This is a genomic window from Noviherbaspirillum sp. (genome assembly GCF_035627455.1).
Lineage (GTDB): Bacteria > Pseudomonadota > Gammaproteobacteria > Burkholderiales > Burkholderiaceae_D > Noviherbaspirillum.
In genome coordinates this window covers 1-19,425 of record NZ_DASPLS010000003.1, presented here as the reverse complement: position 1 = coordinate 19,425, position 19,425 = coordinate 1, and the positions used below count along the sequence as shown (strand labels likewise).

Genomic DNA, 19,425 nt, shown 5'->3' with positions numbered 1-19,425 from the left:
TGTGGGAAACCATTCAACGATACCATTGTTCATCCCGACCGGATCGCGGGGCAACAAGGAAAGGGCAGCGGCATGCAGGCGCAACTTCAGCACTATCTCGACAAGCTGGCTTACGAAACCGATTCCTCGGACCTCAACGCCGCGCTCGCCGCAGGCGAAAACATCATCGTGATCGACGCGCGCGCGCCGCAGGCGTACGCGGCGGAGCACATCCCGGGCGCGATCAACCTGCCGCACCGGACGATGAGCGAGGAAACCACGCAGCGCCTCGACGGCGACGCACTGGTCGTGACCTATTGCGACGGAATCGGCTGCAACGCGTCGACCAAGGGGGCGCTGAACATGACGCGGCTGGGCTTCCGGGTCAAGGAACTGATGGGCGGACTGGACTGGTGGAAACGCGACGGTTATCCGACCGCGGGTGAAAACGGAAGCCAGGGAAGCAGCGAAACACTCTGCGGCTGCTGACCCCTTGGCCCGGTCCCGCGCGGTGCTATGCTTACACCCTGGGCATGGCGATTCGGGACGACGGAGGACAGTTGGACGTGAGTGAGGACATCAAGGTGCGCGCGGCACAGGCCGGCGACATTGCGGCGATGCAGGCTTTCCTGTTCGAGCATGGCGCGAACCAGTGGAATTTCCTGCCCGAGCCGGAGGTCGCCGCGCATCTCGGCGCGATTGCGGACGGCAGGACGCAGGCGGTACTGGCCGAGCAGGGCGGGCAGTTGCTGGGTTTCGTGACCTTCCTCGGCGCACGCTCCATGGTGCGCTACCAGTCGCGCGAGCATCTCGGCTATCCGCACGGCTATGTCTGTGAAGCGGTCGTGCACCGCGAGCACAGCGGCAAGGGGCTGGGATCGCGCTTGCTCGACGCGGCCGTCGAACAATTGCGGGCGCGCGGCTTCCGCGAGGTCTATATCGAGCGCCACGAGGAAAACCTGGCGTCGGCCGGCATGATGCGCAAGGCCGGCTTCGTCGAGGTGGAAAGCTTCGCCGATCCGGCGCGCCGCTTCTCCGGCTCGCGCCGCACCACGGTATGCCGGATCGTCTTCGATTCCGCATCCCCACGCGCATAGCGCGGCCTCGCTCGAGGCGCCATCCGGCGCTTATGCGCCAATGCGCAGCGATGCAAGCGCTTCCGCCTTCACCCAGTCGCAGAATGCCTTGACCGCCGGCCGCGCCTCCGCTTCCGCAGTGCGCAGCAGGTGGAAGCGGTAAGGCCCGAGCACGCGCTGCGGCAGCAGGCGCACCAGCCTGCCGCTGCGCAAGTCTTCCTCGATGAAGGCTTCCGCGGCGATCGCTACGCCCTGGCCGCTGGCTGCCGCCTCCAGCGTGAGGTAGGTATGCGAAAAGCTGGGGCGGGCGGCGCCGCTGTAGCTGACGCCGAACGCGTGCAGCCAGCGTGACCAGTTGATTTCCTCCGGGATGCGCATTTCCACTTCGTCATGCAGCAGCGGATAGCGCAGCAGGTCGGCCGGCGCGCGCAGGTCCGGCGCTGCCGCCTTGAAGGCGGGGCTGCATACCGCCGAGAACCATTCCTCCAGCAGCACGTCAGCCTGCAGGCCGGGATAGGGGCCCGGCCCAAGGCGGATCGCCACATCGATGCCCTCGCGCGCGAAGTCGGCCGGATGCAGCGACGCCAGCACGCGCATGTCGATCTCCGGATGCAGTTCGCGCAGCCTTCCCAGGCGCGGCATCAGCCAGCGTGCCACCAGGGACGGCACCGACGTCACCGTCACCACGCGTTCGTCCGAGCGCCGCCTGACCGCTTCCGACGCGTCCGCCAGGCCCTCCAGCAGCGGGCGCAGCGCCTGCGCATACTGGCGCCCGGCCGGGGTGAGCGTGACGCCGCGCGGCAGCCGCTGGAACAGGCTCACGCCGAGCCAGGTCTCGAGCTGCTTCACATGATGCGCAACCGCGCCGGCGGAGACATGCAGCTCCTGCGCGGCGTTCTGGAAGCCGCCGTGGCGGGCGGCCGCCTCGAATGCCCGGACGGCGGGGAGCGGGGGCAGGCGGTAGTTCATGCAGCCTCAATATTTTTGGGTCAATACAGCAAGAATATTGATTTGTTACGCGACAAACAAGGTCATACACTGCATCAAACGCTTTTAACCCTCAATCTTTTTTGCTCAATCCGATGAAACCGCTGTCGCGCCCGCTCGCCGTCGCCCTGGTCTTGTTATCCGCTGTCGGTTTCGGCAGTCTGGCGCTGTTTGCAAAGATCGCCTATGCGTCCGGCATCACGCCGACGATGCTGCTCGCGCTGCGCTTCGCGCTGGCGGTCGCGCTGCTGGCGCCGGTGGTCTGGATCCGGCGCCTTCCGCTGCCGCGCGGCAAAGCGCTGGCCGGTTTCGCGCTGATGGGGGCGTTGTATACCGCGCAGTCGCAGTGCTACTTCACGGCGCTGATACATGCGAGCAGCGGGCTGGTCGGCCTGTTGCTGTACCTCTATCCGGTGCTGGTAACGCTGCTTGCGGTGGCGCTGGGCTGGGAAAAGCTCGACCGCCGCACCGTGCTCCTGCTGGCGCTGGCGCTTGCCGGGATGGCGATCATGCTGGGCGGCGACCTGCAGGGCTCGCCGCTGGGAATCACGCTCGGTCTGCTGGCGGCGGGCGTCTATGCGGTGTATATCGTGCTCGGCGGCCGTCTCACGCTTGGCACCGATCCGCTTGCCGCGACCCTGGTCGTGCTGACCACGGCGGGCATCGGCAACGGTGCGCTCGCGCTCGCCGGCGGTTCCAGCCTGCCGGGTGACGCTGTGACCTGGATGGCGATCCTTGCGATCGCGCTGTTCTCCACGGTGATGGCGATTGCGTGTTTCCTCGTCGGCATCAAGTATGTCGGCCCGTCCCAGGCGTCCATCATCTCGACCCTGGAACCGGTGGTCACGCTGTGCCTCGGCATTGCCCTGCTCGGGGAGTCGGTCAGCGGCGGCCAGCTGGCGGGCGGCGCGATGGTGCTGGCGGCGGTCGTGCTGCTGGCACGGCGGCCGCGCACGCCCGCGGCGGAAGGGGCGGCGCAGGCGGCATAGCAGGCCGGGGATGCCGCATTCCGACAGCAAGCGCATGCTGCGGCTATACTGAAACGATCTTTCCCGTTTCCGTACCCGCCATGCACTTTGCGCCAGAACTCCTGGACCAGCTGCGCCAAGCGCGACACATCGCGGTATTCACCGGCGCCGGCGTGTCCGCCGAAAGCGGCATCCCGACTTTCCGGGACGCGCAGACCGGCTTGTGGGCGCGCTTCCGTGCGGAAGACCTGGCGACGCCGGAAGCCTTCCGGCGCGATCCGGTGACCGTCTGGAACTGGTATGCGTGGCGGCGTGAACTGATGCGCAATGCCCGGCCCAATCCCGCCCACGACGCGCTCGCCCGGCTCGAGCGCCTTGTTCCGCGCGTCACCGTGATCACCCAGAACGTCGACGGCTTGCACGCGCGCGCCGGCAGCAGCGACGTCATCGAATTACACGGCAATATCTGGCATAACCTCTGCTCGGCCTGCGGCAAGTGCGTCATGGACGAACAGCTGTCGAACGACACGCCGCCGCTCTGCCCGGATTGCGGCGGACGCATCCGCCCCGGCGTCGTCTGGTTCGGCGAGGCGCTGCCGGTCGCCGCGTGGACGCGCGCGTCGGAAGTGCTGGAGACGGCCGACCTCTTCTTTTGCATCGGCACCTCCAGCCTGGTGGAGCCGGCGGCCAGCCTGCCGCGCTACGCGCGCGCATGCGGCCGTCCTGTGATTCAGATCAATCCGGAAGCGACCAGCCATGATGAGATTGCGCAGTATGTGTTGCGCGGAAAAGCGGGCGAGGTCCTTCCCATGCTGGTCGCGGCGGCCTGGCCGCAGTCCGTCTGACAGCACCGCACAGCTTGTTCTGTTCCCAAAGCAAGGGGGTTCTTCCATGCAAAACGATGAGCACGCCATTCGCACGCTGGTCAATGACTGGCAGGTTGCCGCTGCGGAAGGAAACCTGCAGCGCCTTTCCGAAATGATGGCGGAAGATGTGGTGTTCCTGACGCCCGGGCAGGCGCCGCTGCGCGGCCGGGAAGCCTTCATGGAGGCTTTCCAGGAAGGCTTGAAACATTACCGCATCGAGTCGCAGGGCGAGATCAAGGAGTTGCATGTGACCGACGACCTCGCGTACTGCTGGACCCACCTGACCGTCACTGTCACGCCGCATCACGAAGGCCGTCCGATGCGCCGCTCCGGCAATACGCTGAGCATCCTGAAGAAGCGGCCGGACACCGGCTGGGTGATCGTGCGGGACGCCAACATGCTGACCGCGGAGCCGGTCTACCAGCCTGCCTGACCCATCCATCCGGAACTTTAGATCCCTGCTGTTTTCACTCCATGACCGGTCCGCCGCGCGGGCTGGCTTTGATCTGTCTACGCAGGAGGAAGCCATGGATGTGCAAGAACAGGAATTCAGTGAACTGAAACAAGTCGCGGAACTGGTGCAGGAAATCAAGTTCGCGATGCTGACCACGGAAGAGCCGGACGGCACATTGCGCAGCCGTCCGATGGCGACGCTGCAGATGGATGCGGCCGGAAACCTCTGGTTCTTCACCGCCTTGTCGTCGGCCAAGGTCGAAGAAGCGCGGCAGCACCGGCAGGTCAATCTTGCCTATGCGCGCACCGACAAGCAGGACTACCTCTCCGTTTCCGGCACCGGCGAATTCGTGCGCGACAAGGAAAAGATGCGTGAATTGTGGACGCCGTGGGTCAAGCCCTGGTTTCCGAAAGGGCTGGACGACCCCGATCTTGTACTGCTGAAAGTATCCATCACCGAGGCGGAATACTGGACGGCGCCGGGCAACGCGGCGGTGCGCATGTACGGCCTGGCCAAGGGCATCTTGACCGGCAATACCGATGCGCTCGGCGATCACCGCAAGGTGGTGATGTGAGGCCGCTGCTGTAAGGCTTACGCCGGCCTTGTAAAAACTTCGTCGATACGAAGGCGGCGCAGGCTTATCGATGGCTGCGGCGGCCCCGGCATGGAAGTTGCGGCATGCGCGGATCTTGTCCAGCGATGCGTGTGCATGCCGCGCCTGCGTCGATTCCACGAAAGGAGTATCGCAATGTCCCTGAATCTCTTCAGCTCGAAAGGCTGCCCCCTCGAACAGCAACGCTTTACCTGGCGCGACATGGTGGGCAAACCGATCAGCAAGCTCGACGACGATGCGTTTACGCGTGTGCGCGTGATCCTGATGAACGGCATCGAGCTCGATGCGCTGCGCTTCCAGCATATCGCCGCGCGCATGCAGCGCGAACTGCGCCTGCCGCTGGCGAGGATCCGCCGTACCGAGCAGCACCAGGCGACGATGATCAACTGGCTGCTCGGGCCCGACCATTCGCCACTGGAAACCACGATTGCCTATGAGCAGGTCGCGATCGAAGTGACGGCCGCGGTCGCGCAGCGCGAGCCGGACCCGTATTTCGCGCAGGCCTACCGCTTCGGCCTGCTGGAGGATTTCGATCACCTGTACCGCTACTCCGCGCTGCTCGACCGGCTGGAGGGCAAGGATGCGAACAACATTCTGCAAAACTATACGGACATCCTGCCAGGCCGGCCGACCGTGGTCGAACACCGCTCGCCGGAAGACGACCTGCGCGAGCCCTATGACCGCGCCGCCGCGCCGCTGACCAAGCTGCATGCGATCACCATCACCGCCGGCGAATTCCAGACGCACGATTACTACATGAACATCGGCCCGCTGTTCGCCGACCCGGTCGCGCGCCAGCTGTACGCGGAGATCGCATCGATCGAGGAGCAGCACGTCACGCAGTACGGCTCAATGATCAACCCGGAAGAACCGCTGCTGGAGCAGTGGCTGCTGCATGAAGCGGCTGAAGTCTACAACTACTACAGCTGCGTGCAGCAGGAAACGAATCCGCGCATCAAGGCGATCTGGGAACGCTTCCTCGACTACGAGCTGGGGCATTTCCATCATGTCGCCGAACTGTTCAAGCAATTCGAGAAGCGCGACCCGGCCGAGCTGTTCCCGACCGACCTGCCGGAACCGATCCAGTTTGCCAGCCAGCGCGATTTCGTGCGCCAGGTGCTGGCGCAGGAAGTCGACCTGCGCGCCAGGGGCACGCAGTTCGTAGACAAGTCGCAGGAAAGCCAGGCGTCGATCGACTATCGCACGCATATCAATTCCGACGGCTCGCCGAGCGAAACGGTGGCCGCGGGCTATATCTGGACGCCGGGCACCGAGCTCAACCGCAAGGTCGCGGTCGCGGTCTGACGCAACCACACTGGACATGAAGGAGCAACCATGAAAGAACAGACACCGATGGGCATGAACCGCACCGGCATGCAGATGTCGCCGCTGGATGCGAACGCGATGCAGGCTGCGCCGGCCTCAATGACGCCGGCCACGCCGGGCGACGACTCCGCGCTGGCGCAGATGCGCGGCAGTTACATATCCGAATCCGACCCGATCGGCTCGGTGCCGCTGCCAGGCACGGTCAAGGGCGCGATGACGACCGGGGTGGCGCTGCTGACCGGCGACCAGCCGCAGCTGCTCCTGGACAAGCTGGGCGAGCGCCTGGCGTTCGAGCGCACCGGCACCCGCTTGTACGACGCGCTGATCACCAAGTTCGAGACCATGCAGGACACCTCGACCAGCATGACGCTGGCCGACCTGCGGAAGATCCGGCAGGACGAAGCGCGTCACTTCGCGATCGTGGCCGAGGCGATCCAGTCGCTCGGCGGCGATCCGACCTCGCAGACGCCATGTGCCGACCTGGTCGGCGTGGAATCGATGGGCCTGATGCAGGTCGTCACCGACCCGCGCACCACGGTCGCGCAATCGCTGCATGCGATCCTGGTTGCCGAGATGACCGACAACGTCGGCTGGGAACTGCTGATCGCGCTGGCGGAAGACCAGAACCAGAGCGCGCTGATCACCGATTTCAGCGTGGCGCTGGACGAGGAGCGCATGCACCTGCAGCAGGTGCAGAGCTGGTTCCAGGAAGCGACCCTGGGCGAGTCGATCTCGAACGGCGCGATGGTGGACGATATCGCGGACGCGAATCCGTCGCAACTCCACTGAATCATCCCGCACCTGCCTGAGGGCGGAATCCGGCAGCGCCGTTCCGCCCGCAGCCGGCGCCGGCGTTCCCGTGTGTCGTAAACCCGGCGCCGGCATTACGCCGCGCGCGCGCCGGCAAGATAAGCGACCAGCTGCCGCGCCTGCGCCGACAACCCGTCCAGGCTGCGCACGCACAGCCGCAGCTCGCGCGTCGCCCATGCGTCATCCAAATGCGCCAGCGCCAGCGGCAGCGATTCGCGGTGGCGCAGCGCGACCGCTTCCGGCACCACCGCCAGCCCGACCTCCTGCGCGACAAGTTGCGCGATCGCGAAAAAACCGGGGGCGCGCACGCGCATCGTGAGCGGCTTGCCGAGCAGCGTCGCCATCTCTTCCACGAAACGCTGCATCGCGCGTTCCCGGGGCATGCCGACAAACGGATAGCCGAGCGCATCGCGCAACAGGCAATGCCCGCGCGCGGCCAGCGGATGCTCGCGCGGCAGCAGCAGCACGAGCCGGTCGTGGCGGAACGGCAACGAGACCACATCCGGCAACGCGAGGTTACCGTCGAGTACGCCGATGTCGATCTCTTCGCTCTGCACCGCCTGCAGGATGTCCTGGCTGGAACGCTCCTCCACCTGCAGGTCGACTTCCGGATAATCGGCGAGGAAGGGGCCGAGCGCCGGCGGCAGGTAAGTGCTGTTGGCGACGGTATTGGCCGCAAGGCGAACCGTCACGCGCCGGCGCCCGGCAAGGCCGTCGAGCGCCTCGCTCAGCTGCCGCGCCTCGGCCACGACCCGGCGCGCATGGTCGAGCGCGATGCGCCCGGCCGGCGTCGGCGACATGCCGTCCGCATGACGCTGGAACAGGCTCATCCCGAGCCGCTGCTCGAGCAGGCGCAGGCGGTTGCTCGCTGCCGACAGCGCCAGCGGAAATTCCGCCGCCGCCCGGCTCAGGCTGCCTGCCTCGGCAATTGCCAGCAGCAGGCGCAGGTCGGTCAGGTCGAAGTGCAAGGTTTCGTCTCCCGCGAAGGGTGGGTACAGAAAATACGCATTTTAGTCGCTCTGGCTGCGCGGCAGAATAAGGCATGATCGATGCGAGGGAGCACGCTGTGACCGCCTATTTATCCCGCCATTTCGGCCGCTGGCTCGACGACGGCCGCCTGTTCGCGGTGCTGGCCGCCGCCGGCTTTTCGCTGAAGGCGGTGTTCGTCAAGCTTGCCTATGCCGCCGCCCCGGTCGACGCGCTCACGCTGCTGGCCATGCGCATGGGGTTCGCGCTGCCCCTGTTTCTGTGGCTGCTGCGCGCGGCCGGCGGTGCGCCCGCCCCGCGCATGAATGCCGCCGACCTGGTGCGCGTATGGATGCTGGGCTGCGTCGGTTATTACCTGTCGAGCCTGTTCGATTTCCACGGCCTTTCCTACATCAGCGCCGGGCTGGAGCGCATGATTCTTTACCTCTATCCGACGCTGGTGCTCCTGCTGCAGGCGTGGCAGGCGAAGCAGGCGCCGGGCCGCGGCACCTGGCGGGCGATGGGAATCTGCTATGCCGGGCTGGCGATCGCGTTCGCCCATGACCTGCGGCAGGCGGGGCAGGGCGCCGACGTCGCGACCGGCGCTGCCTGGGTATTTGCGAGCGCCGTCACCTATGCGCTGTACTACCACGGCACCGGCAGCATGGTCGCGCGCATTGGCTCGACCCGGCTGGCGGGGCTGGCCGGAAGTGCATCCTCGGTGCTGGTGCTGGCGCACTTCGCGCTGTCCGGGCAGGTGCAGGCGCTGCCGGCGCTGCCGCTGGCGGTCTGGGGCCATGCCTTCCTGATGGCGGTGCTGTCGACGGTATTGCCGGTGTGGTGGCTGTCGCTGGCGATCCGCCGCATGGGCAGCGGCCCGGCCGCCGCGTTCGGCACGCTCGGGCCGGTGCTGACGGTGCTTGCCGCATGGCTGCTGCTGGGCGAATCCCTGTCGCTGTTACAGGCCGCCGGCCTGGCACTGGTCATGTTCGGCGTGATGCGGCTCAAGCCGAAAGAGGCGCCGGCACAGCCCGCAGCCACCGTGCCGGCGGCGCGCGCGTGAGGACGACACGATGGCCGACACGCTGCTCGTCGCGCTGACCTTCGTTCTTGCCGGCTTCGTCAAGGGCGTGATCGGGCTCGGGCTGCCGACCGTGGCCGTCGGCCTGCTCGGCTTGCTGATGACGCCGGCGCAGGCAGCCGCGCTGCTGGTCCTGCCTTCGTTCGTGACCAACGTCTGGCAGCTGGCTGCCGGCCCCGCCTTCCTGCACCTCGCGCGCCGCCTGCGCGTCCTGCTGCTGTGCGTGTGTATCGGAACCGGGCTCGGCGCGCTGCTGCCCGCGGACGGGATGAATGGTCATGCCGTAACAATGCTCGGTATCGCATTGGTCGTGTATGCGGCGGTCGGGCTGCGGGCCCGCCGCTTTGTGCTGTCGCCGCCGGCACAGCGCTGGTGCGCGCCGCTCGCCGGTCTGCTGACCGGCATGGTGACGGCGGTGACCGGCGTATTCGTGATTCCGGCGGTGCCCTACCTGCAGGCGCTCGAGCTGGACAAGGATGAGCTGGTGCAGGCGCTCGGCCTGTCCTTCACCGTGTCGACCGTCGCCCTGGCCGGCCTGCTGCTTTACCGCGGCGGCTTGCAACTGTCCGTCGCCGGTCCGTCCCTGCTGGCTTTGGGATGCGCAATCGCGGGCATGATCGCCGGACAGTGGCTGCGTGGCCGGGTAGCCGCCGACACCTTCCGCACCTGGTTTTTCCGCGGCCTGCTGCTGCTCGGCCTGCATCTTGCGACACGCCAGCTGCTGGGCGCCTGACCCGGCGCGCACCGCACAGCTTGCGAATCGGACAAGTTTTGTCGCTTTCTTCCTTGCTTCACGCGAAAAAGACCGGGATTTATTGCGTCGCAGGGTAGAAAAAGCACGGTCAGACTATAAAATACCCCTGTTGCATCCATGTACAGATAATCCGTGTCCGACTCCGTTCGCATCGACAAGTGGCTATGGGCCGCGCGCTTCTTCAAGACCCGCTCAATGGCGACCGAGGCGGTGGATGGCGGCAAGGTACGCGTCAACGGTGAACGCATCAAGCCCGCCCGTGGCGTGAAACCGGGCGACACGCTGGACATCGACAATGGCTCCACCGAATGGGAGGTGGTGGTGCAGGCATTGGCGGACAAGCGCGGCTCGGCCGCGGTGGCGCAGACACTCTATACAGAAACCGAACGAAGCATCGCGGAGCGGCAGAAGAAGGCAGAACAACGAAAACTCTTCCGCGAGCCAGGTGAGGCAATCAAGGGGCGACCGACCAAGCGCGACAGACGGCTGCTGGACAAGCTGTAAGAGGGAAAACCCTGCGCAGCGATCCTCGCCGGAAGGCGCGGCAGTCTCACGTTTTTACCGCCAGGCACAACTAGAATCGGCCCTCTAAGTTCCCGTTTGACATTTATACTGCGGTGGATAATAGTACGAGCGTTCGCTTCAGTTCGACCGCGCTTTTTTTGATTTTTTGATAGGGCAACTGCCGTGGCTACCAACATGACTGACTCGACACCCAAATTGATGCGTAAAGGCGAACTCACCCGTGCCGCGATTCTCGACGTGGCGCTCGACATTGCCGCCCGTAACGGGCTGGAAGGGCTCACCATCGGTCTGCTCGCGGACAAGATGAATATGAGCAAGTCGGGGGTGTTCGCGCATTTCGGCTCGCGCGAAGATTTGCAGATCGAAGTCGTCAAGCTGTACCACCATCACTTCGAGCAGGAAGTGTTCTATCCGAGCATGAAAGAGCCGCGCGGCCTGCCCCGCCTGCAAGCGATGTTCGCGCGCTGGGTAAAGCGGGTATCTGTCGAAATCGCGTCCGGGTGCATCTACATCAGCGGCGCGGTCGAGTACGACGATCGGCCCGGCGCGATCCGCGAGGAGCTCGCCGGCATGGTGCGTGCATGGAAGAACGCGCTGCGCCGCTGCGCGGTGCAGACGATCGAGATGGGCCATCTTTCCGACACCACCGATCCGGACCAGCTCGTATTCGAAATGTACGGGTTGATCCTCGCCCTGCACCATGACGCACGATTCCTGAAGTTGCCCGGCAGCGTGAACCGCGCCGAAGTCGGGTTCGAACGCCTGATCAAGAGTTACCAGAGCGCGCAGCCGGAGGAAAAGCCGGTGGCGAAACAGAATCCCAAAACCGCTGTAAAGAAAACAGCCTAATTGTTCTAGTCTTCAGGAGATAAAAAATGGGTCAATACGTCGCCCCCTTGCGTGACATGCAGTTCGTGCTCCACGAATTGCTGAAAGTCGAAGACGAGTTCAAGCAGTTGCCTGCGCATGCAGAGATTGACAAGGATATTGTCAACCAGGTGCTTGATGAAGGCGGCAAATTCGCCTCCGAGGTACTGTTCCCGCTGAACCATCCGGGCGACCGCGAAGGCTGCGAGCTGGACAAGGAAACCCATATCGTCAAGACGCCGGCCGGATTCAAGGAAGCGTACAAGCAGTACGTCGAAGCCGGCTGGCCTTCATTGTCCTGCGACCCGGAATTCGGCGGCCAGGGCCTGCCCCTCGTGGTCAACAACTGCTTTTACGAAATGCTGAACTCGGCGAACCAGGCCTGGACCATGTACCCCGGCTTGTCGCATGGCGCCTACGAGTGCATCCACGAGCACGGCACGCCGGAGCAGAAGAGCCTGTACCTGCCGAAGCTGGTGTCCGGCCAATGGACCGGCACCATGTGCCTGACCGAACCGCACTGCGGCACCGACCTCGGCCTGCTGCGCACCAAGGCCGAGCCGCAGGCCGACGGCAGCTACAAGATCACCGGCGGCAAGATCTTCATCTCGGCCGGCGAACATGAAATGTCCGACAACATCGTGCACCTGGTGCTGGCACGCCTGCCGGACGCGCCGGCGGGCACCAAGGGCATTTCGCTGTTCATCGTGCCGAAGTTCATGCCGAACGCCGACGGCAGCCTCGGACAGCGCAACACGATCTTCTGCGGCGCGATCGAAGAGAAGATGGGCATCCACGGCAACTCCACCTGCCAGATGAACCTGGACGGCGCCACCGGCTGGCTGATCGGCGAGCCGAACAAGGGCCTGAACGCGATGTTCGTGATGATGAACGCCGCCCGCCTCGGCGTCGGCATGCAGTCCCTCGGCCTGACCGAAGTCGCCTACCAGAACGCGCTGGTCTACGCGAAGGACCGTCTGCAGATGCGCAGCCTGTCCGGCCCGAAGGCGCCGGAAAAGCCGGCCGACCCGATCATCGTGCACCCCGACGTGCGCCGCATGCTGCTGACCGCGAAGGCCTATGCCGAAGCCGGCCGCGCATTCAGCTCCTATGTCGCGCTGCAGATCGACCGCGAGCTGAACCACCCGGACGAGCAGGTGCGCAAGGATGCGGCAGATGAAGTCGCGCTGCTGACCCCGATCATCAAGGCCTTCCTGACCGACAACGGCTGGATCGCCACTTCCGAATGCATGCAGGTGTACGGCGGCCACGGCTTCATCTCCGAATGGGGGATGGAGCAGTACGTGCGCGACGCGCGCATCAACATGATCTACGAAGGCACCAACACCATCCAGTCGCTCGACCTGCTGGGCCGCAAGATCCTGATGGACAACGGCGCCAAGCTGCGCAAGTTCGGCGACAAGGTAAAGGCATTCGTGGAAGAAAACGGCACCGATGAAAAGATGTCCGAATTCATTACGCCGCTGGGCGACATCGGCGACAAGGTCGGCAAGCTGACCATGGAAATCGGCATGAAGGCCTTCCAGAACCAGGATGAGGTCGGCGCCGCCGCCGTTCCTTACCTGCGCGTGGTCGGCCACATGGTATTCGCCTATTTCTTCGCGCAGATGGCAAAAATTGCGCTGGAAAAGGAAGGCTCCGGCGACAACTTCTACAAGGCCAAGCTGGCGACGGCACGCTTCTATTTCGCGCGCCTGCTGCCGGAAACCGCGATGCTGATCCGTCAGGCGCGCTCCGGTGCAAGCAACCTGATGGCGCTCGAAGCAGACCTGTTCTAGAACTGAAATATCCCCTGCAGGGTGCGTTCCGCGCATCCTGCAGCGGCAACATGTCCTCAACGGTGCGCCAAGCGCACCCTACGTCCAAAGGATTGACCCATGTCCAATTTCATCGTGAAGAAAGTCGCCGTCCTCGGCGCCGGCGTGATGGGCGCGCAGATCGCCGCCCACTGCGTCAATGCAAAGGTACCCGTCGTGCTGTTCGACCTGCCGGCCAAGGAAGGCCCGAAGAACGGCATCGTGCTGCGCGCCATCGAGAACCTGAAGAAGCTCAATCCCGCTCCTCTGGGCAACAAGGAAGACGCCGCGCTGATCCAGGTCGCCAACTATGAAGACAACCTCGACCTGCTCAAGGGCTGCGACCTGATCATCGAAGCGATCGCCGAGCGCATGGACTGGAAGCACGACCTGTACAAGAAGGTTGCGCCGCACATCGCGCCGAATGCGATCTTCGCCTCCAACACCTCCGGCCTGTCGATCACCAAGCTGTCCGAAGGCTTCGACGCCGAACTGAAGGCGCGCTTCTGCGGCGTGCACTTCTTCAACCCGCCGCGCTACATGCACCTGGTCGAGCTGATCCCGACCGTCTCCACCCGTCCGGAAATCCTCGACCAGCTCGAAGGCTTCCTGACCACCACCCTCGGCAAGGGCGTGGTGCGAGCGAAAGACACGCCGAACTTCATCGCCAACCGCGTCGGCATCTTCAACATGATGGCGACCATGTATGAAGCGCAGAAATTCAACCTGCCGGTCGACGTCGTCGACGACCTGACCGGCACCAAGCTCGGCCGCGCCAAGTCGGCGACCTTCCGCACCGCGGACGTGGTCGGCCTGGACACGATGGGCCATGTGATGAAGACCATGCAGGACAACCTGCAGTCCGATCCGTTCTACCCGGTCTACAAGACGCCCGAACTGCTGGAAAAGCTGATCTCGGCGGGGGCGCTCGGACAGAAGACCGGCGCCGGTTTCTTCAAGAAGGTCGGCAAGGAGATCCTGCGCTTCGACGGCGAAAAGAACGACTACGTGCCGTCCACCGGCAAGGCGGACGAGCTGGTGGTGCGCATCCTGAAGGAAAAGGATCCGGCCAAGCGGATGAAGGCGCTGCGCGAATCGTCGCATCCGCAGGCGCAGTTCCTGTGGTCTATCTTCCGTGACGGCTTCCACTACATCGCGGTGCACCTCGAATCGATCGCCGATTGCGCGCGCGACGTCGACTTCGCGCTGCGCTGGGGCTTCGGCCAGAAGAACGGCCCGTTCGAAGGCTGGCAGGCCGCCGGCTGGCAGCAGGTCGCGCAGTGGGTCAAGGAAGACATCGACGCGGGCAAGGCACTGTGCGATGCGCCGCTGCCGCAGTGGGTATTCGACGGCCGCAACGGCGTTCATACGCCGGAAGGCTCCTGGTCGCCCGCGAAGAAGACCTACGTGCCGCGCTCCGACCTGCCGGTCTACCAGCGCCAGGCATTCCGCGCGTCGCTGGCGGGCGAAAGCACCGTCGACGGCACCAACGGCGGCACCACCGTGTTCGAGGACGATTCGGTGCGCATCTGGCACCAGAACGACGACGTGCTGATCCTGTCGCTGAAGACCAAGATGCACGTGATCGGCCCGGGCGTGATCGCCGGCCTGGCGAAAGCGATCGACGAAGCCGAGAAGAACTACAAGGGCCTGGTGCTGTGGAATACCGACGCGGCCGAAGGCGGCGCGTTCTCCGCCGGCGCCGACCTGCAGGCGATGATGCCGGTCTTCATGTCCGGCGGCGCCACCGCGATCGGGCCGGAGGTTGCGAAGCTGCAGAACGCATTGATGAACATGAAGTACGCGAACGTCCCGGTGGTGGCCGCAGTGGCCGGCCTGGCGCTGGGCGGCGGCTGCGAGCTGATGCTGCACGCGGCAAAGCGGGTCGCGTCCATCGAATCCTATATCGGCCTGGTGGAAGTGGGCGTGGGCCTGGTGCCGGCCGGCGGCGGCCTGAAGGAAGCCGCGCTGCGCGCCGCCAACGATGCGAAGGGCAACGACATCCTGCAGTTCCTGAAGGTCTACTTCACCAACGCGGCCACCGCGAACGTGTCGAAGTCCGCGCTGGAAGCGCAGCAGATGGGTTACCTGAAGCCGACCGACACCATCGTGTTCAACCCCCACGAGCTGCTGCACGTGGCCAAGGTCGAAGCGCGCGCGATGTTCGACGCCGGCTACCGCGCGCCGGCGCAGAAGCTGGTGCCGGTGACCGGCCGCTACGGCATGTCCACCATCAAGGCGCAGCTGGTCAACATGCGCGACGGCGGCTTCATCTCGGCGCACGACTTCAAGCTCGGTTCCATGATCGCCGAGATCGTCTGCGGCGGCGACATCGAGCCGGGCAGCCTGGTCAGCGAGCAGTGGCTGCTTGACCTCGAGCGCAAGGCCTTCGTGGAATTGCTGAACAATCCGAAGACGCAGGAACGCATCATGGGCATGATGACGACCGGCAAACCCGTCCGCAACTAACCGGATCTGGAGCACAGAAAATGACGAAACAACTTCAAGACGCATACATTGTCGCCGCCACCCGCACGCCGATCGGCAAGGCTCCCCGCGGCATGTTCAAGAATGTCCGTCCGGACGACCTGCTGGTGCGCGCGATCCAGAACGCGGTGGCGCAGGTGCCGAACCTCGACCCGAAGCTGATCGAGGACGCGATCATCGGCTGCTCCTTCCCGGAAGCCGAGCAGGGCATGAACATGGCGCGTAACGCGGTGCTGCTGGCCGGCCTGCCGAACACCGTCGGCGGCGTCACCATCAACCGCTACTGCGCATCCGGCATCACCGCGGTCGCGATGGCGGCCGACCGCATCCGCGTCGGCCAGGCCGACGTGATGATCGCCGGCGGCGCCGAATCGATGTCGATGGTGCCGATGATGGGCCATCATCCGTCGATCAACGCCAACGTGTTCAAGGACGAGAACGTGGGCCTGGCCTATGGCATGGGCCTGACCGCGGAGAAGGTCGCGCAGCAGTGGAAGGTTTCCCGTGAAGAACAGGATGCCTTCTCGCTGGAGTCGCACCGCCGCGCGCTTGCCGCGCAGGAAGCGGGCGAGTTCAACGACGAAATGACCGCGGTCGAGGTCATCGAGCGGTTCCCGAACCTGGCGACCGGCGAGATCGACGTCAAGACGCGCACCGTGAACATGGATGAAGGCGCGCGCCGCGACACCAGCATGGAAGGCCTGGCGAAGCTGAAGCCGGTGTTCGCCGCCAAGGGCTCGGTCACCGCGGGCAACAGCTCGCAGACCTCGGACGGCGCCGGCGCGCTGATCATCGTCAGCGAAAAGATCCTGAAGCAGTTCAACCTGACCCCGCTGGCGCGTTTCGTGTCCTTCTCGGTGCGCGGCGTGCCGCCGGAAATCATGGGCATCGGTCCGAAAGAAGCGATTCCCGCGGCCTGCCGCGCCGCCGGTATCACCCAGGATCAGATCGACTGGTTCGAACTGAACGAAGCGTTTGCCGCGCAATCGCTGGCGGTGGTGAAGGACCTCGGCCTCGACCCGGCCAAGGTCAACCCGATGGGCGGCGCGATTGCCCTCGGCCATCCGCTGGGCGCGACCGGCGCGATCCGTTCCGCGACCGTAATCCACGCGCTGCGCCGCAAGAACCTGAAGTACGGCATGGTCACCATGTGCGTCGGCGCCGGCATGGGCGCGGCAGGTATCTTCGAACGCGTGTAAGGCCGTCGTGCGCTAGTCCAGGAAAGCCGTGCAGCCACAAGCTGTGCGGCTTTTTCTTATCGGGCGGGACACCGTTCGAGCGCATCACGGGGCAAGTCCCTTGCCGCAGGGCAGGGCGACATCAGGATTTTTCTGGAGACAGCATGGATATTCTCAGCACCAAGGAAAAGGGCATTCTCACCCTCGAGTTCAACCGCCCGGAAAAGAAGAACGCGATCACATCGGCAATGTATCAGGCGATGGCCGACGCGCTGCGCGACGCGGAAGGCGATACCGCGGTACGCGCGGTCGTCATCCAGGGCAAGCCGGAAGTATTCACGGCGGGCAACGACCTGGAGGATTTCATGAAGAATTCCTCGACCGAGGTCGGCGACCGGCCGGTCTGGCAATTCATGCGCGCGCTCTCCGGCTGCACCAAGCCGGTGGTCGCGGCGGTGGCCGGCAACGCGGTCGGCATTGGCACCACGATGCTGATGCATTGCGACCTGGTCTACGCGGCCGACAATGCGAAGTTCGCGATGCCGTTCACGCAGCTTGGCCTGTGCCCGGAGTTCGCGTCGAGCATGCTGTTCCAGCAGATCGTCGGCTATCCGCGCGCAGCGGAGAAGTTGCTGCTGGGCGAGGCGTTCGGCGCCGAGGAAGCGTACGACATGGGGCTGGTGAGCAAGGTGGTGCCGGTCGCCGAGCTGTCCGACCTCTCGCACGGCCAGGCGGCCAAGCTGGCGGCGCTGCCAGCGTCGTCGCTGCGCGTGACCAAGCGGCTGATGAAGGCGGCGCAGGCGGAAGCGCTTGCTGCGCGCATGCAGGAAGAAAACAAGCATTTCGGTGAAATGCTGATGTCGAAGGAGGCGAAGGAAGCGTTTACCGCGTTCTTCGAAAAGCGCCGCCCGGATTTCACCAAGTTCGCCTAAGCGAAGGCGGCGGAAGGACCGCGTCCTTCCGCCGTCGGGGACTGCCCTTAATGCGGACGGGCGCCGGTCTGCGGGCCGCCCGGCTGCGAAATCGACGAAAGCGCTTCGCCGGCAGTGTCCGTATCGCCGGACTGGGTGATGTCGCCGAGCGACAGGATGCCGATCAGACGCTTGTCCTTGCTCAGCACCGGCAGGCGACGGATCTGCAGGTCGCCCATGTTGTGCGCGACATCGTCGATGTCGTCGTCTTCGAAACAATACTTCACGTCCTGGCTCATGACGTCGCGGATCTTGCAGTCGGTCTTGCCCTGCGCCAGCGCGCGGATCACGATGTCGCGGTCCGTCACCATGCCGACCAGGCGGTCGTTCTCTCCCACCGGCAGCACGCCGCAGTCGCCGTCGGCCATCATCTGCGCCGCTTCCATAATGCTCTGGTCCGGGTTGGCGAGTCGGACGTCGCGTGTCATTGCATCGGCTACTAGCATGATGTGCCTCCTTTTAAGAAGTTGAATGAATTTCCCCGTGCACGGGGACGCCTTCGGAATTCCTTTTGGAGGAAGCAAAGTTGTTGAAGTTCCTGCATGACGGCGGCACGGATCGTGCATTGCTGCTATGTCGGCGAAGGCAGAAAGGAGGCCAGCCATGCCCGCAGGAGCCAGCAAACGCGAACAGGAGTACCGCGAACTTGAACACCGTTTCAAGCGGGAACGCCGCTATCCCGGCCGCGAGGAAGAGGTGGCCGCGCGCGTGGTCAACAAGCAGCGCCGCCAGTTTGGCGAGACGCGTGCGGCGAAGCAACAGGCCAAGGAAGGCCGGTCGCCGGACCGCGGCCTGCCTTTGCAGGATTACGAACGGCTTACCATTGCGCAGATCACCGCGCAGCTGGCTTCGCTGTCACCGGCGCAACTGAAGCAGATCCGCGTCCATGAAAGCCGTCACAAGAACCGCAAGGGCCTGATCGCAAGGCTGGACCGCCTGCTGGACCGGCCTTGAAGGCAGCCAGGATCACTTGCGCGAGGGCGGCGTTTTCTTGCGCTTTTCGATCAGCGCCTTCCACCAGCGCTGCTTCGGCGGCGGCGCGCCCGCCGCCTGCCGCTGCGGCACGCCCGGTGCATCGTGCAGCACAGCCTCGGGGGGCAGGGTTCCGGCGTCGGGGTGCGTGTCCAGCTGCTTGTCATACTCGAGGAACAAAACCTTGCTCTCCAGTACCTTGATCACGTTTTCCTTGTCGGCAATCCGCGCGCGCAGTTCGTTCGTGACCTGGTCCTTCACCTTGCGCAGTTCCGCTTCCAGCGCCAGCGCGCGTTCCAGCGAGCGGTTGCGTTCTTCCAGCAGCGCGATCTTTACCTTCGCCCGGGTCTGTTCGTCGCCGGCTTCCTCTTCCTCGGCGACATGGATGCTGCCATAGGCGCGCAGCAGTTCGGAAGTGTCGATCTGCGTCTCGCCTTCCGGCGTCACTGTCTTGCTGAGGCGGCCCCGCTCGATATCCCGGTATATGGTCGAGCGGTTCCTCCGGACAAGCTTTGCTGCCTCGGTAATGGAGACAAGGGCCATATGAAGAAAGAAAATGTCGAGGGAACGCCTCGGGCACGCACAGGCGCCCGATCCGATGTACTTGACATTCTCTTTGCGAAAAAATTCTGTGGCGGTACCGTCAATCTGTAACGGGCGCAAAGAAATTGCACCGATTCACCCGGCCCGCTCACCCTTGTGCGTTTTGCGCGGCTTCGCGGATTGCT

The 19,425-nt window shown here is 64.7% G+C and carries 21 protein-coding genes; 17 read left to right on the top strand and 4 right to left on the bottom strand.

What is annotated here, in order from left to right; translation table 11 throughout:
- Window positions 1-72 precede the first annotated feature (72 nt).
- Window positions 73-468 carry a rhodanese-like domain-containing protein gene (locus tag VEC01_RS00295; protein ID WP_324897586.1) on the top strand — a complete coding sequence of 132 codons (396 nt, stop codon included), beginning with the start codon at window positions 73-75 and terminating at the stop codon, window positions 466-468.
- Between the two features lie 77 nt (window positions 469-545).
- Window positions 546-1,076 (top strand): GNAT family N-acetyltransferase, encoded by a 531-nt coding sequence (locus VEC01_RS00290; protein WP_324897584.1) that lies wholly within the window; start codon window positions 546-548, stop codon window positions 1,074-1,076.
- Between the two features lie 30 nt (window positions 1,077-1,106).
- Here VEC01_RS00290 and gcvA read toward each other — a convergent pair whose 3' ends face one another.
- Entirely contained in the window at window positions 1,107-2,024 is a 918-nt protein-coding gene (gene gcvA / locus VEC01_RS00285) for a transcriptional regulator GcvA (protein ID WP_324897582.1), read from the bottom strand.
- 113 nt (window positions 2,025-2,137) lie between these two features.
- Between gcvA and VEC01_RS00280 the strand changes: the two genes are divergently transcribed.
- The 6 genes from VEC01_RS00280 to VEC01_RS00255 all read left to right on the top strand — a co-directional run bounded on the left by VEC01_RS00280 (window position 2,138) and on the right by VEC01_RS00255 (window position 7,058).
- Window positions 2,138-3,031: a DMT family transporter gene (locus VEC01_RS00280; RefSeq protein WP_324897580.1), complete on the top strand. Its 894-nt coding sequence runs from the start codon at window positions 2,138-2,140 to the stop codon at window positions 3,029-3,031.
- Between the two features lie 80 nt (window positions 3,032-3,111).
- On the top strand, window positions 3,112-3,855 hold the full coding sequence (locus VEC01_RS00275) for an NAD-dependent deacylase (RefSeq protein WP_324897578.1): 744 nt from the start codon (window positions 3,112-3,114) through the stop codon (window positions 3,853-3,855).
- 46 nt (window positions 3,856-3,901) lie between these two features.
- Window positions 3,902-4,309, top strand: a complete 408-nt coding sequence (locus VEC01_RS00270) for an SgcJ/EcaC family oxidoreductase (RefSeq protein ID WP_324897576.1) — start codon at window positions 3,902-3,904, stop codon at window positions 4,307-4,309.
- Between the two features lie 94 nt (window positions 4,310-4,403).
- Entirely contained in the window at window positions 4,404-4,904 is a 501-nt protein-coding gene (locus tag VEC01_RS00265; protein ID WP_324897574.1) for a pyridoxamine 5'-phosphate oxidase family protein, read from the top strand.
- A gap of 174 nt (window positions 4,905-5,078) precedes the next feature.
- The gene (locus VEC01_RS00260) at window positions 5,079-6,248 is read left to right on the top strand and encodes a hypothetical protein (protein ID WP_324897572.1); all 1,170 of its coding nucleotides are present in this window, start codon (window positions 5,079-5,081) and stop codon (window positions 6,246-6,248) included.
- Between the two features lie 30 nt (window positions 6,249-6,278).
- Entirely contained in the window at window positions 6,279-7,058 is a 780-nt protein-coding gene (locus VEC01_RS00255) for a ferritin-like domain-containing protein (protein ID WP_324897570.1), read from the top strand.
- Between the two features lie 95 nt (window positions 7,059-7,153).
- On the opposite strand, the gene VEC01_RS00250 is transcribed toward VEC01_RS00255, so the two are convergent.
- Window positions 7,154-8,047 carry a LysR substrate-binding domain-containing protein gene (locus VEC01_RS00250; protein WP_324897568.1) on the bottom strand — a complete coding sequence of 298 codons (894 nt, stop codon included), beginning with the start codon at window positions 8,045-8,047 and terminating at the stop codon, window positions 7,154-7,156.
- Between the two features lie 98 nt (window positions 8,048-8,145).
- Here VEC01_RS00250 and VEC01_RS00245 point away from each other — a divergent pair, with 98 nt between their 5' ends.
- From VEC01_RS00245 to VEC01_RS00210, 8 genes are all read left to right on the top strand, one after another.
- Window positions 8,146-9,108 carry a DMT family transporter gene (locus tag VEC01_RS00245; protein WP_324897566.1) on the top strand — a complete coding sequence of 321 codons (963 nt, stop codon included), beginning with the start codon at window positions 8,146-8,148 and terminating at the stop codon, window positions 9,106-9,108.
- 10 nt (window positions 9,109-9,118) lie between these two features.
- Entirely contained in the window at window positions 9,119-9,859 is a 741-nt protein-coding gene (locus VEC01_RS00240; RefSeq protein ID WP_324897564.1) for a sulfite exporter TauE/SafE family protein, read from the top strand.
- 153 nt (window positions 9,860-10,012) lie between these two features.
- Window positions 10,013-10,384 carry an RNA-binding S4 domain-containing protein gene (locus VEC01_RS00235; RefSeq protein WP_324897562.1) on the top strand — a complete coding sequence of 124 codons (372 nt, stop codon included), beginning with the start codon at window positions 10,013-10,015 and terminating at the stop codon, window positions 10,382-10,384.
- Between the two features lie 219 nt (window positions 10,385-10,603).
- Window positions 10,604-11,254 (top strand): TetR/AcrR family transcriptional regulator, encoded by a 651-nt coding sequence (locus VEC01_RS00230; protein ID WP_324897706.1) that lies wholly within the window; start codon window positions 10,604-10,606, stop codon window positions 11,252-11,254.
- A gap of 26 nt (window positions 11,255-11,280) precedes the next feature.
- A complete protein-coding gene (locus VEC01_RS00225; protein ID WP_324897560.1) occupies window positions 11,281-13,071 on the top strand; it encodes an acyl-CoA dehydrogenase C-terminal domain-containing protein in 1,791 nt (596 codons plus the stop codon).
- 99 nt (window positions 13,072-13,170) lie between these two features.
- A complete protein-coding gene (locus VEC01_RS00220; RefSeq protein ID WP_324897558.1) occupies window positions 13,171-15,558 on the top strand; it encodes a 3-hydroxyacyl-CoA dehydrogenase/enoyl-CoA hydratase family protein in 2,388 nt (795 codons plus the stop codon).
- 20 nt (window positions 15,559-15,578) lie between these two features.
- Window positions 15,579-16,775, top strand: coding sequence for an acetyl-CoA C-acyltransferase (locus VEC01_RS00215; RefSeq protein WP_324897556.1), 1,197 nt, complete (start codon window positions 15,579-15,581; stop codon window positions 16,773-16,775).
- Between the two features lie 143 nt (window positions 16,776-16,918).
- Window positions 16,919-17,686, top strand: coding sequence for an enoyl-CoA hydratase (locus tag VEC01_RS00210; protein WP_324897554.1), 768 nt, complete (start codon window positions 16,919-16,921; stop codon window positions 17,684-17,686).
- A 47-nt stretch (window positions 17,687-17,733) separates the two neighbouring features.
- Here VEC01_RS00210 and VEC01_RS00205 read toward each other — a convergent pair whose 3' ends face one another.
- Window positions 17,734-18,171, bottom strand: a complete 438-nt coding sequence (locus tag VEC01_RS00205) for a CBS domain-containing protein (protein ID WP_324897550.1) — start codon at window positions 18,169-18,171, stop codon at window positions 17,734-17,736.
- Window positions 18,172-18,328: 157 nt separating this feature from the next.
- Here VEC01_RS00205 and VEC01_RS00200 point away from each other — a divergent pair, with 157 nt between their 5' ends.
- Complete coding sequence (locus VEC01_RS00200) at window positions 18,329-18,679, top strand: hypothetical protein (RefSeq protein WP_324897548.1); 351 nt, start codon at window positions 18,329-18,331, stop codon at window positions 18,677-18,679.
- Window positions 18,680-18,691: 12 nt separating this feature from the next.
- Here the strand turns inward: VEC01_RS00200 and VEC01_RS00195 are convergent, their stop codons facing one another.
- Window positions 18,692-19,240, bottom strand: a complete 549-nt coding sequence (locus VEC01_RS00195) for a hypothetical protein (protein ID WP_324897547.1) — start codon at window positions 19,238-19,240, stop codon at window positions 18,692-18,694.
- Window positions 19,241-19,425 lie beyond the last annotated feature (185 nt).

Bases quoted from the DNA above. Each gene is read 5' to 3' on its own strand.
- VEC01_RS00295 (WP_324897586.1), top strand. From the start codon at position 73: ATGCAGGCGCAACTTCAGCACTATCTCGACAAGCTGGCTTACGAAACC.
- gcvA (WP_324897582.1), bottom strand. From the start codon at position 2,024: ATGAACTACCGCCTGCCCCCGCTCCCCGCCGTCCGGGCATTCGAGGCG.
- VEC01_RS00280 (WP_324897580.1), top strand. From the start codon at position 2,138: ATGAAACCGCTGTCGCGCCCGCTCGCCGTCGCCCTGGTCTTGTTATCC.
- VEC01_RS00275 (WP_324897578.1), top strand. From the start codon at position 3,112: ATGCACTTTGCGCCAGAACTCCTGGACCAGCTGCGCCAAGCGCGACAC.
- VEC01_RS00270 (WP_324897576.1), top strand. From the start codon at position 3,902: ATGCAAAACGATGAGCACGCCATTCGCACGCTGGTCAATGACTGGCAG.
- VEC01_RS00265 (WP_324897574.1), top strand. From the start codon at position 4,404: ATGGATGTGCAAGAACAGGAATTCAGTGAACTGAAACAAGTCGCGGAA.
- VEC01_RS00260 (WP_324897572.1), top strand. From the start codon at position 5,079: ATGTCCCTGAATCTCTTCAGCTCGAAAGGCTGCCCCCTCGAACAGCAA.
- VEC01_RS00255 (WP_324897570.1), top strand. From the start codon at position 6,279: ATGAAAGAACAGACACCGATGGGCATGAACCGCACCGGCATGCAGATG.
- VEC01_RS00240 (WP_324897564.1), top strand. From the start codon at position 9,119: ATGGCCGACACGCTGCTCGTCGCGCTGACCTTCGTTCTTGCCGGCTTC.
- VEC01_RS00230 (WP_324897706.1), top strand. From the start codon at position 10,604: ATGCGTAAAGGCGAACTCACCCGTGCCGCGATTCTCGACGTGGCGCTC.
- VEC01_RS00225 (WP_324897560.1), top strand. From the start codon at position 11,281: ATGGGTCAATACGTCGCCCCCTTGCGTGACATGCAGTTCGTGCTCCAC.
- VEC01_RS00220 (WP_324897558.1), top strand. From the start codon at position 13,171: ATGTCCAATTTCATCGTGAAGAAAGTCGCCGTCCTCGGCGCCGGCGTG.
- VEC01_RS00215 (WP_324897556.1), top strand. From the start codon at position 15,579: ATGACGAAACAACTTCAAGACGCATACATTGTCGCCGCCACCCGCACG.
- VEC01_RS00210 (WP_324897554.1), top strand. From the start codon at position 16,919: ATGGATATTCTCAGCACCAAGGAAAAGGGCATTCTCACCCTCGAGTTC.
- VEC01_RS00205 (WP_324897550.1), bottom strand. From the start codon at position 18,171: ATGCTAGTAGCCGATGCAATGACACGCGACGTCCGACTCGCCAACCCG.
- VEC01_RS00200 (WP_324897548.1), top strand. From the start codon at position 18,329: ATGCCCGCAGGAGCCAGCAAACGCGAACAGGAGTACCGCGAACTTGAA.
- VEC01_RS00195 (WP_324897547.1), bottom strand. From the start codon at position 19,240: ATGGCCCTTGTCTCCATTACCGAGGCAGCAAAGCTTGTCCGGAGGAAC.